This window comes from Novipirellula artificiosorum, assembly GCF_007860135.1.
GTDB lineage: Bacteria > Planctomycetota > Planctomycetia > Pirellulales > Pirellulaceae > Novipirellula_A > Novipirellula_A artificiosorum.
Genome location: NZ_SJPV01000001.1, coordinates 1,195,751 through 1,207,158, shown reverse-complemented (window position 1 = coordinate 1,207,158; position 11,408 = coordinate 1,195,751). Strand labels below are relative to the sequence as shown.

Genomic DNA, 11,408 nt, shown 5'->3' with positions numbered 1-11,408 from the left:
TTGGGCGTTCCTTGCATCAACTTCGCCAAGTTTGCGAATGCAGGGAGGAACCTCGCCAAGTCGCGATTAGAATAGTGAGGTTGCTCGATGAGCTGCGTGACCACTTGGCGATGCAATTTGCACTCGAAGAATGCTATGGCTACATGGAGGTGCCAGCCGATGCGTCACGAGGCAACACCGCGCTCGCGGAAACAGCTCGCGCCGAGCATTGCTCCCTTTACCTGGAGCTGAGTGAGATGGTCGAGCGTGCGGAAGAGTATCAGTACCGAGGAATCGCCGTCGCAAACCTGCAACAATTGATTCAGGCAACGCGGCAATTTGACGCACGCCTGCAAGAACATGAACGCACTGAAAATGAGCTGATCGAAGGCTCCTTTTCGGCTTATTGAATGTCGTCGGTCCCGCCATTGGCGTGACGGGGTGTTCCGAAGGAACTCGAAAACAGATTACCTGGAAGAAACGAAGGAGATAGAGCATGCTTGCCGCCTCACGAGTCAAACCGATGGAGATCTTGTTGGTTGAGGATGGCCTGATGGATGCGCGCGTGACCATTCATTCGCTACGACGTAGTCAAGTGCATCATCGCTTGACCCTGGTCCGCAGCGTCACCGAAGCGTTGCAGTTTTTGAACCAAGAAGGTGTCTTTGCTCGCGCACCGCAACCCGACCTCTTGCTGTTGGACCTCAACCTACCGGATGGATCAGGAATCGACGTGTTGGAATCGATGCAATCGGGGGATGTCAACATCGACTCGGTCACGACGGTCGTGCTAACGGCCAACGAAGACGAAGGGATCCGGTACCGTTGTCGCGAACTCGGCGTACATGATTACATTCAAAAACCGGTTCACGAAAACGAATTCATGCGTGTGGTACGCGACCACAAACGTCTGATGGTCCATTCGGCACAGCAACTTGCCGCGGTCGTGTAGCGATGCGGCGTGTAGCGTTGGGGCGTGTAGCGTTGGGGCGTGTAGCGATGCGGCGTGTAGCGATGCGGCGTGTAGCGTTGGGGCGATCGCCCCAAGGGCGAGTCGACCGTCAGCATCAAATTATGGGGTAGTGGATTTCGCCAGAAATCCGTAACTCAAATGTTCTTAGGGACTTCTGGCGAAGCCCACTACGTCCTAACTCGCAGTTTTAACCTTGACGGTCCGCTAGGAGTGAATCAACTTTTTTGTGATGCGGCGGCCGGTAACACTCATTGGCAATCCGTTCAACTCCGTAAGCGTCATGAAACGCCAAGGATCGACGGGTGACCAGTCGTTTGCCTTTTTGTTGAGGCTTCCCGCCGAAGCAATGTTGGCGGTGTAAACTTTCAGTTCGATCCGATACTTTGTCACCGCGTGTTTGATCGTGGCGAACGACTTCAGCGGCGCGATTTCGCTACTCAGTTGCGCCCCCAACTTCGCCGCAGCGACGTCAACGTCTTGGACATCACCGCGAGTCCACCTTGGGAAATCCCACAACCCTGCCCAACGCTGTCCCTCAGGAATGGGTCTGACCAAGAAACGCTTGCGTGATCGGTCCGCAATCAAGAACGCGTACTCGATTCGCTTCTCGTATTCGATCTGTTTGACCTTACCTGGGATCGTTTGCTCAAGCCCCGCGATTCTTGCTTTGCACATGCCGCGAATCGGACACAGGTCGCATCGGGGTGATCGAGGGGTACAGACCAACGCACCGAGTTCCATCGCCGCTTGGTTAAACTGACCGGGGCCCCGAGCCTGTGGCTTGGCCGGTGGCAGCATCGCCTCGGCAAGCTGCCAAAGCAAGTTGGAAACAGGCTTCTCGTTGACAGCAGCTCGCAGCGCGACCCAACGGCTGAAGACGCGCTGAGTGTTCCCCTCCAAAATCGGCAGTTTCTGATTGAACGCGATCGACAAAATCGCCCCGGCCGTGTAACGCCCGATACCGGGCAAACCGATCACGTCCGTATAATCGTCGGGGAACGTTCCTTGGTGTTTCTCGCAAACGACTTTGGCCGCAGCATGCAGGGATCGGGCACGGCGGTAATAACCGAGTCCTTCCCAAAGGGACAGCATGGTTTGTTCGTCTGCGGCGGCCAACGACGTGACCGTCGGAAACCGATCCAGGAAACGCTCGTAATAGGGAATGACCGTCGCGACTTGAGTTTGTTGCAACATGATCTCGCTGACCCAAACTCGATACGGATCGGGCCGCAACTCGTCCGATTTCGCGCGCCAAGGCAAGTCCCGTTGGTTCTCCCCAAACCAATCGAGCAGGCGTTTTCTCAGCCGGCTCCGCCAAGCCGACTGCTGCCATACCGGATCGTGCGGCACGGATTCAGCGACGCGAGATGGAGGGCTGCGTTTGCTCACTCGTCCCCGTACTTTCCGAGCTTTAAGGTGACGGTCTGCTCGACGCCACCACGGCGAAAGAGCACTTCCACTTCGTCGCCCGGTACTTTCTGGTTAATCGCATCCTGCAGATCTTCAAATTTTGTCACCGCCGCATCATCAATGCCAAGGATCTCGTCGCCAGGCAGGAGCCCCGCTTTCTCTGCTGGCTTGCCCTCTAAGACTTCGTTAATGCGGCAAATATTGAATCCGCTGTAGCACTGCACTCCTAAAAAGCCGCCTTGCCGATGGTCAATATGCAGGCCCGGCAACTGCGTCCGCATCTGCTCGACTTTGGCGACCGGAATTCCTGTGCCCATCAGGTTCAAGGAGACGCGAATTGGAATCTTGACAATCTCGTCCCCCATCTCCGGCGTCAGCGGAACGTAGCGAAATTCAAGCGAATTGACTCGCTGCATCCGCTGCAACAGCTCAATTACGTTCGCGTCAACCTTGCCTTCGACGATCGCGATGGTGTTCAATTTGGGCATCTCAATCAGCCGTTCGATCACCTCTTTGCGTATCGCATCCCCTTTGACCCGTGCGAACTCGATCTCTTGAATCCAACGCAACCACCGAAGCGGTTCCAATTCGCCTGACCAATTCTCGTCAATCTGCACGACCATTTGCGGAGTGCTGACAGCACGTACCATGAACAGATCCAACCCCACGGTCACACCTGACCTCGCCAACATGATCACGGCTTGTGATTCACGGGCATCACGAATTTCGTCGATCGCAGCTTGTGACAAAGTCGCACGACTGCCTGCTGAGCGGCTCAACCGCAGCAGTTCGCCCCAGGCCCCTTCTTCGTTATCAGGTGACTGCTTCATCGCGATTTCGCTCAGACAATGCACCGCACGATCGATCGTTTCTAAATCCGCCGACGCCATCGCTTCGACCAAAGCCGGAACCGCCTTTGGGCCAGCCTTGATCAATTTGGCCGTTGCCGACTTTCTTTGATGAAACTGCTCGCTGCCCAGTTGTTCGACCCACACCCGAAGCACTGGATCCGACTCCGCATCCTGCTCAGCGTTTGTCTGCGAAAACCCAGGCACCACGGTGAGGGTGAAGTGAAACAGACCCAATAGCAAGGCAAGTATGAATCGATTCATTCAAACGGCTTCGCGAAACGAGTTAGAAGGAACGTTGCAGATAGTGCCTTCTATGGTAGCGAATAGCGAACGACGCGAAAGAAGCCGATTTCTTAACGGGAACCGGCATGAGCGCCAGTCGGTTTTCGAACGCCCGCAAGCGAGGCACGTCCGTGTGTTGAACGCATGACGAGGAAATAATCTCTTTTTTGGGAGCTATTGCGAAACCAAGGCTTCGCCAGACAGTTGATCATTCACTGAGTGGTTGTTGTTACCACATTTCACACCGATTCCATTAGGATTCCCAAGATGCGCACCCCCCACAACCAACGCTTCAACACCTCCGCCCTGACGATGCTTTCCCCGCTGTTGATCGTGATGGCGTCGATTGCATCGGCGGCTCCTCCGACGCCCCTTGTGGACATGAAAGGGAGAAAAGTCTTGCTTGACGAGCGACCAACGTTCGAACGAGGTTGGTTTGTCGTGGCCAAGTCGACCTATTGGCCGCTATGCTATGAATCGCTCGATCGCATGGAAGAGGCACGGGAATTGATCGGAAAGGGCAAGGACGACGATCTCGCCCTGTCGCTCGAAAAGAGCGCCGCGTGGCTCGGCTTAGCAGCCTCGGCAGCGATGACCAACGGAGAAGAAGGAATCATTGCCTGCGAAACCTTGATGAACGATCAGGTCGACGCGATCCGACGCGGATCCGCTCCTCTTTCCGACGCCGACTTGAACACGCTGGTCACGCTCGGAGAAATCTGCATCGCCAAATCGCATCTCATGCGGGCCAGCGCTGCGGAAGACTCGGACGAATATGATCGGCCCACCCTTGGGGTCGGAAAAAACCTCTCGCCGGTCGTGAAAGAAGCGGAGAAAGAAATTCGACAGGCACAGATTGAAGCGCGGGTGGAGCAATACCGATACGACTCGCTGCAGTCGCTGAAGCACCTGGAAGCGGCTCAAAACTATATAATCAGTGCAGCAAAAGCTGGCGGTCTCTCGCTCCCCGATTCGATCGCCGCCCCACTTCCTACGATCGAGAATGCCGACGACTTCACAAAACTGACCGACTTTGTCGAATTGGAAATGCGTCCTCGAAAGGTCGAAATGGCGAAATGGGTCGAAACCGAGCGAATTCGTCTCCGAAACCAAGTCATTCCTCAGTAGTGCGAGGTCCGCACGCGTCCAAGACGCTGCGAACGCGAATCCACGCGATTCCGAGATCTGCTCGGAATCGCCGTTGTCTTCCTAAACGCGCTCACACATCCGCTGAGCCAGTTTCTTGAGCGTCTCACTGGCGTCGGATTCCTCCAAGGTTGCGTGGATCAGATGAGGCTCGTTGGGTTGGTCCCATGCTGCATCGAGCGCTGCGATGTACTCCGCTTTGGTGCGGACGCGATGGGCGACGCCGTGGCCGTAGACTTGCATTAACTCGCCATAGTCCCAGCTCGCAATTTCGTTGTACCGCCAATCCCCTTGATGCAAATAGCGTTCGGTCCCATAGCCATGATTGTCTAACAGAATGACGACGGGGCTATGCCCTTGGCGAATCAGCGTGCTGAGTTCCTGGCCTGTCATCTGAAACGCCCCGTCACCGACCAACACGACGATCCGGTGGTCCTTGCGTGCTGTCGCGGCTCCGAGCGCTGCAGGAATACTGAACCCCATCGACGTGTAGTATGCCGGACTTAGAAATTCCGTCCGTTCATGGATCGTCAACTCGGTAGCCGCAAATAGCGCATCTCCCACATCCGCAATCACAATGGTGTCCGCGTCGAGTCGCTTGTTCAGCTCCGAGATCATCCAACTGGTGCGCAAAAACTCGTTTGCCCCCAAGTCGGGCGCCAACGCAGCGGCGTGCAAACCTTCGATGGGCGTAAACGGTCGTTTGGGTAGGGCTGTCGCGGACTCGTTCAATCCAACCAAGAACGATTTCAAATCAACATTGTGGTAGTGGTGATACGAAATGCGCAGCGATTCGCTCGTCGCATAAACACAGCGATTCGGGTCAAGCTTTGCCGTATAGATCCCTAAATTGATGTCGCTAAGAAAGGCGCCCATTAGCAACACCAGGTCACTCTGTTCGACAATTCGCGTGACCTGGGAATCGCCGATGGCACCTTCATAAAGCCCGATGAACAAGGGATGTCGTTCGCTAACGACGCTCTTGCCAAGCATCGTGGTCGCGATTGGGATGTTCGCCGATTCAGCAAGCTGCAACAATTCATCTTGCAGTCGAAAACGATGCATCTCGACCCCTGCAAGGATGACAGGATTTTTCGCCTCGGACAATCGTTGGTACGTTTCCCGAACCGCTTCCGCCGTCGCATTCGCGTCGATCTCGCGAACGAAACCGCGGTACCCGTGTGCCACCGGCGGGACCACCGCGACCATGTCTCGTGGCAATTCGATGTAAACGGGACGTTTGTATTGGTCACAGGCATCGAGCACACGATCGATTTCGGAAAACGCCGTCAGCGGGTCTGTCAATTCCGCCGTCGCAATCGTAAACTTCTCGAACACGTCCAGTTGAGTGCGGAAGTCACGGACCATGTGATGCAACAAAGCACCGGTTGCCCTTTCGTTTAACCCAGGCGCACCCGAAATCACAACGACTGGCGACTTTTCGGCATAGGCCCCCGCAATCGAGTTGCATACGCTCAAACCGCCGACACAGTACGTGACACACACCGCCCCCATCCCGCGAATCCGCGCATAAGCATCGGCAGCGAAGCCCGCGCAGTCCTCTCGCGTGCACCCGATCACGTTGATGGGGCTCCTCTCCAATTCGCTATAGAACGACAAGACATAGTCTCCCGGGATTCCGAACAGGTCGTCCACGCCATAGTCACGCAGTCGTTGGATCAGGTAACCCGCGATGGAGACATTCGCGGTCATCCGAGTGGCGGCACCGCGAGAGGGTGAGGTTGTCCCGGACGCGATCTCGGCCCGAGGACGATTTTCCCGAGGACGATTTGGAGGAGAAAGGCTCATCGAGAACTCCTTAAATGCCTAGAAGACTGGCCAGAAAAGATGTGCAGAGGCCGTTGGAAAACAAGGGGATACCCCTTCCAAACACCTTCGCCCTGGATCGGGGAGCAACCGGCGTCATCAAGCTCTCCCCCACGGCGACGCCCATGCCAGCTCCGAGCGACCTCCACCCTGCATTATACTGGCCCGACTCGACTTCCGGTTGGTTCATCATGCCAATACAATCTTGTTTTCGCACGGCGCTTTTGCGACATGCGGCGATTCCGTCATCCTTCCCCGATGCGACACGTGAAATCCGAACCACCTAACGAACCCCGTGTCCCACCGAGCGCCCCACGTCGGCGCCGCTCGCTTCGTAGACGTCGCACGACCCCGCTGGTGTCGCGGATTATGGGGATGGAAACCGAATACGCCACCCTGGTTGCCGACCCACAGAACCTCGATCAGGATGACTTGCCTGCGTCGCGAGTGGTCTACGAACAGATTTGTGATGCGATTCGACGCGATCAACCGACGGTGAAGGGCTTGTTTGATAACGAGCAGTTGTTCTTGGCCAGCGGTGGTGCCGTTTCTTTTGAATCGCATCCCTTGATGCATGACTTGCCAGGTGGGCTGATCGAGATTGCGACGCCCGAAGTCAGGAGCCCCGAAGAATTACTGACGTGCCAGCGTTCGCTTGACCAATTGGTTGCTGACGCCACGGCGAATTCGGAAACGAGTTTCGATCTGCGAGTTTTGAAGAATAGTTCCGATGCCTTGGGGCACGTTTATGGCTGCCAGGAAAACTACGAGGCAACGGTAGCTACCGGAATAGGATTGGCGATCTACCGACTTTGCATGCTGCTGCTCTGGTGCATGCAGGTGTTTACGCTGCTGTTGTCCCTGCCGATTCTATGGGGTGTCCTGTTGGTCGGGATGACGAGTCGGTTTTGGCATCGCAAAGAGCGAGCAATCGCCGAGGAATCGGAGGACGATTTGGCAGAGGAAGGCGAGGATTTTTCGTCCGAACCAGCCAATGATTTGGAAACCCTGTTTGATGCGGTTCCCTCCTTTGTGACACACGGCTTTGTACTTACGTTGCGTTTGATCCACTTGCCCACGGTAGGAGTGCTACGTTTTGTTGCTCGACATGTCGCGTTTCGGCCGCAGCGAAAATACCTCGCTGCATTTTTTGCATCAAGAATCGCAATCTGTGGGGCGGGAACGCTGGATCACGAAGGTCGCTATCGGCTCAGTGCCAAGGCGATGGCAATCGACACGTTGTCCGATATGGGGGGCTTTCGTGGCGAAAAACCTGTGTTCGTCTTCGGCCATTGGCTCAGTCAATTCTGTGCAAAATCTTTCTTGTCGCTATCTTCGACGCGGCAAATGTTCGCAAAACGTCAGCGATTGCAAATTGGCCTGTCCGATTCGAATATGTCGGACCATGCCGAGTACGTTAAGTTCGCCTCAACCTCGCTGCTGTTGGATCTGATCGAATCAGGGCACGTAGGCGATTTGCCTCAATTGCGTCATGGCGTGGATTCGATTCACCGCATTGCTGCGGACTGGAATTTGGTCTCGCGAGTGCCGACCCATCGAGGCGAGTTGTCGGCACTCGAGATCCAACGGACTTACTTGAATGCCGCGAAACAATTCGTTTCGCAAACCCCCGTGCCCTGGATCGGCGAGGGCCCCACCGTGATCTCGCGTTGGGAATCCTTGCTGGACATCGTCACCGCATTTCGCCGCAACCACCGTGACACCAACGCGGCAATGGGCCACGTCGATTGGCTGACGAAACACCAGATGATCGAACAGCTCGGCCCCGAGGCTGCGTGGGCCGAAAAGAAAAAGGTTGATCTTCGCTATCATGAGTTGTCGGCGGAGGGGTATTTCCAGCAGTTGCTCCAAACCAGGCCGGATGTCCAGTTGGTAGACCAATCCCAAGTGGACCGGCGACGACGTTCTCCCCCAGCCGGTTCGCCTGCGGCGATGCGGGGCTGGGTCATCCGCGAATTTTCCGGCAGTGATGAAATGATTCACGCCGAGTGGACGCATGCCATGGTAGGACGTGGACGACGTCGGAAGAAGGTGATGTTCTAAATCGTCACGTTCTAAACCGACACGTCCCGCGTGCGGGACACAAGTTTCTTGGGGGCGTTGACGAAAAGCCCGGATCCGGCAAAACTCTGCACTTGTTCAACAAAATGCCAACAACATCCCACACAGCAAGCGGCCGTGGCGGAACTGGCAGACGCGCTAGGTTGAGGGCCTAGTGGGAGTTAATCCCGTGGAGGTTCGAGTCCTCTCGGCCGCATCGACGAAACCCCGTGATTCACGGGGTTTTTTCGTTGTCTGAGGCTCGTTTGACATCTCCTCCACGTCATGCGAAGGGTTGGGAATCGCCCTTGGTTGACCCCAATTGCCAACATTGGGTGCATCCATAAGTGCAGCCGTTCGCGTCAGCTCATTCAACGGTCCCAATGCTTCTGGTTCGGCCGCTTCCAGCAGCGCAATAACCGTGACGATCGCTTCGGTGTCTCCCATTCCTTCGAAACGGCAAACGCGTTCGCAGTGTATTCGATTGCGAGACGATAAACGCCGAGTCGATCGTGGTCGAAAGCTGGTTCGATCATCCGTTTCGCTCCAAATCGATTACGAGCTCGAGCACCGTTTCACTGAGCACGAGCACATCAACGCAGGGCGGTCCTATCGCTTCCACAGCTGGCCTACGTCATCCTTATCCGTCGGAAGCAAAAACGCTCGAATCTCTGCCGGATAGATTGAATCGAGCATTTGGCCCATATCGCCTAGAACCTCCACGCCAGCGACAAATTGTCGCATTTGCTTATCCCGGTGTCGCAAAACACCCTTGTATTGCCGTTAGCGGATGGGAAAATCACATTAAAGAACCGGATTTATTGCCCTGACCTATTCGGCTTCTCGCGCTGAGGCATCGAAGATTCAGCGGAGTCCGAGGGTACACGGACGATCACATGTGCCGGTTTTTGTCTTGTCTCTATTTTTCTTGTCTCGGTTTTGGGAGTATCTCGTAATGAAAACGTCGTTTTCAAAGAAGGGTTTCACGCTAGTGGAGCTTCTCGTCGTCATCGCAATCATCGGCGTGTTAGTCGGTCTGTTGCTGCCAGCTGTCCAGGCAGCGCGTGAGGCCGCGCGGCGGATGAGCTGCAGCAACAATTTCAAGCAGATTGGCTTGGCTATTCACAACTACCACTCCGCTTTCAAACGATTGCCCGCTCATGGCATCGGCACGGTTGCGGAGCCCAGCATTGGCGCGGCTTGGTGGCGAGAGAGCAATATGGGGGACCAAACCAGATTTGTGAACCAAAGACGCCTGAGCACACTGGTTGGAATCCTGCCGTTCATTGAACAGCAGGCGATCTGGGAGGAGATTTCCAATCCGAATTCAACCCGGACCGACGGTGATACCGCTGCAGTGATCGGCACGCCGACCGCCCCCTGGTCTCCTGGGGGACCCACTCCTGGAATTATTCAATACATCCCTTGGACCTATGAGATTCCAGGCTACCGATGCCCGAGTGACCCAGGTGTCGGCTTGCCGGCTCTTGGACGAACCAACTATGCCGCTTGTTTGGGTGATAGTCACTGGCAAACGATGGTTGGCCCTTGGAACGGATGGCGTACCGAACCGGCTCCAAATGGACGCGTCAATACTGCACGAGGCGGTCATCGCGGCTTCTACAAGCCCTTTGATTACAACGGCAAGTTTCGTGATGTTCTCGATGGCCTATCTAACACGATCGCAATGGGAGAAATTGCGACCGATCTGGGTGACAACAATATCTCGACGACAGCTCCGAACGACGGTTCATCGCTAGGCAACAACAACGGCGCGATGCGAGCCGTCCGTGACAATGCTGCAGTCTGCGATGGATTTGTCGATCCAGCACGTCCACGTTTCTGGCTCAATGGTGGCGCCAGGACGAACAACGCCCGAGGTTTCAAATGGGCGGATGCCAACCAGATGTTCTCAGGTTGTTTCACCATCCTGCCACCTAACGACGTCTACTGCGGAAGACACAATTCCAATCACTTATCAGGCACCGCACCGATGTCGAGCCGACACCAAGGTGGTGCTCATGTGCTGATGGGCGACGGAGCGGTGAAGTTCATTACAGATTCGATCGAAGCCGGCAACCGTAGCAACGGCGATGTTTGGGTCGGTGGCACAGGTAATCGGACACCTGGAAGTCCAAGCCCCTACGGTCTTTGGGGAGCGCTTGGGACTCGTGCCAACCGCGAGGCAATCGAGTCATTTTAGACCAATCGGTTCCGCTCATTTGGAGGCGTTGAGCTTGCGCTCTCGCCTCCGAATTTGGTATCGCCGATCGCTGACGTCTTGTCGATTCAGCGAATAAACGCTTTGATTCCGTACCGACCCACTAAACTGAAAACTCACCAACGATGATGAAAACAATTTCTTTGTCTCTATTGATGATTCTCTCGTCGATCACGATGACCTCGCTCACGGGCTGCGGCTCGGATTCAAAACCAGCTTCGATCACGGAAGGAGTCGAACTGAGTGAAATTGAAGCTTACGAAAAGGCTCAAAGGGAGATGGAGGCGGAATCGGCAACGGGATTGGAGGAAGCGAGTCGGCCTTGATGGCGTGTTGAACTGCGTTAAAAGAGCGAGTCGAAATTTAGGTCCAGGCGACGTGAGCATTGGTGCGATGGTTGCTGAGAAATGGTTGCTGAGAACTCGTTGAAAAGTAGGATCCCTACAGGTTCAAAAAGGATGCCGTACCGAGAATGAAGATCGAAGAACTGATGAAGGTCTTTCGGAAGTACGGCGAGTGAGAGACGAAGCGAGGAAGTTTTGGCAAGGGAGGAACATCGAATGACTTACCCACAGATTTATTAAGGATCCAACTTTTTAAGGAAGTCGTGGAGAAACGTCGGGACCGTGCATCCAAAAGAATATCAGAGAAGGGATCC

Annotated in this window: 10 protein-coding genes and 1 tRNA gene; 7 read left to right on the top strand and 4 right to left on the bottom strand. The window is 55.2% G+C overall.

What is annotated here, in order from left to right; all coding sequences use genetic code 11:
- Nucleotides 1-74: 74 nt before the first annotated feature.
- Both Poly41_RS04235 and Poly41_RS04230 read left to right on the top strand, forming a co-directional pair.
- A complete protein-coding gene (locus tag Poly41_RS04235) occupies nucleotides 75-389 on the top strand; it encodes a hypothetical protein (RefSeq protein WP_146524615.1) in 315 nt (104 codons plus the stop codon).
- An 86-nt stretch (nucleotides 390-475) separates the two neighbouring features.
- The gene (locus Poly41_RS04230; RefSeq protein WP_146524614.1) at nucleotides 476-931 is read left to right on the top strand and encodes a response regulator; all 456 of its coding nucleotides are present in this window, start codon (nucleotides 476-478) and stop codon (nucleotides 929-931) included.
- Nucleotides 932-1,156: 225 nt separating this feature from the next.
- Here Poly41_RS04230 and mutY read toward each other — a convergent pair whose 3' ends face one another.
- Nucleotides 1,157-2,341: an A/G-specific adenine glycosylase gene (gene mutY, locus Poly41_RS04225; protein WP_231615388.1), complete on the bottom strand. Its 1,185-nt coding sequence runs from the start codon at nucleotides 2,339-2,341 to the stop codon at nucleotides 1,157-1,159.
- Nucleotides 2,338-3,474, bottom strand: a complete 1,137-nt coding sequence (locus Poly41_RS04220; RefSeq protein ID WP_146524613.1) for a PDZ domain-containing protein — start codon at nucleotides 3,472-3,474, stop codon at nucleotides 2,338-2,340. Before Poly41_RS04220 ends, mutY begins: the two co-directional genes overlap by 4 nt.
- A 288-nt stretch (nucleotides 3,475-3,762) precedes the next feature.
- On the opposite strand from Poly41_RS04220, the gene Poly41_RS04215 reads away from it, so the two are divergent.
- Nucleotides 3,763-4,623: a hypothetical protein gene (locus Poly41_RS04215; RefSeq protein ID WP_146524612.1), complete on the top strand. Its 861-nt coding sequence runs from the start codon at nucleotides 3,763-3,765 to the stop codon at nucleotides 4,621-4,623.
- A gap of 81 nt (nucleotides 4,624-4,704) precedes the next feature.
- Here the strand turns inward: Poly41_RS04215 and Poly41_RS04210 are convergent, their stop codons facing one another.
- Nucleotides 4,705-6,450, bottom strand: coding sequence for an alpha-keto acid decarboxylase family protein (locus Poly41_RS04210; RefSeq protein ID WP_231615387.1), 1,746 nt, complete (start codon nucleotides 6,448-6,450; stop codon nucleotides 4,705-4,707).
- Nucleotides 6,451-6,843: 393 nt separating this feature from the next.
- On the opposite strand from Poly41_RS04210, the gene Poly41_RS04205 reads away from it, so the two are divergent.
- Together Poly41_RS04205 and Poly41_RS04200 are read left to right on the top strand one after the other, a co-directional pair.
- Nucleotides 6,844-8,532, top strand: coding sequence for a proteasome accessory factor PafA2 family protein (locus Poly41_RS04205; protein ID WP_197231053.1), 1,689 nt, complete (start codon nucleotides 6,844-6,846; stop codon nucleotides 8,530-8,532).
- 129 nt (nucleotides 8,533-8,661) lie between these two features.
- Nucleotides 8,662-8,746 (top strand) — tRNA-Leu (locus Poly41_RS04200).
- A 392-nt stretch (nucleotides 8,747-9,138) separates the two neighbouring features.
- On the opposite strand, the gene Poly41_RS35385 is transcribed toward Poly41_RS04200, so the two are convergent.
- Entirely contained in the window at nucleotides 9,139-9,273 is a 135-nt protein-coding gene (locus Poly41_RS35385; RefSeq protein ID WP_261344882.1) for a hypothetical protein, read from the bottom strand.
- Nucleotides 9,274-9,484: 211 nt separating this feature from the next.
- On the opposite strand from Poly41_RS35385, the gene Poly41_RS04195 reads away from it, so the two are divergent.
- Both Poly41_RS04195 and Poly41_RS04190 read left to right on the top strand, forming a co-directional pair.
- Nucleotides 9,485-10,732: a DUF1559 domain-containing protein gene (locus tag Poly41_RS04195; RefSeq protein ID WP_146524610.1), complete on the top strand. Its 1,248-nt coding sequence runs from the start codon at nucleotides 9,485-9,487 to the stop codon at nucleotides 10,730-10,732.
- Nucleotides 10,733-10,875: 143 nt separating this feature from the next.
- Complete coding sequence (locus Poly41_RS04190) at nucleotides 10,876-11,076, top strand: hypothetical protein (RefSeq protein ID WP_146524609.1); 201 nt, start codon at nucleotides 10,876-10,878, stop codon at nucleotides 11,074-11,076.
- The last annotated feature ends 332 nt before the right edge of the window (nucleotides 11,077-11,408 follow it).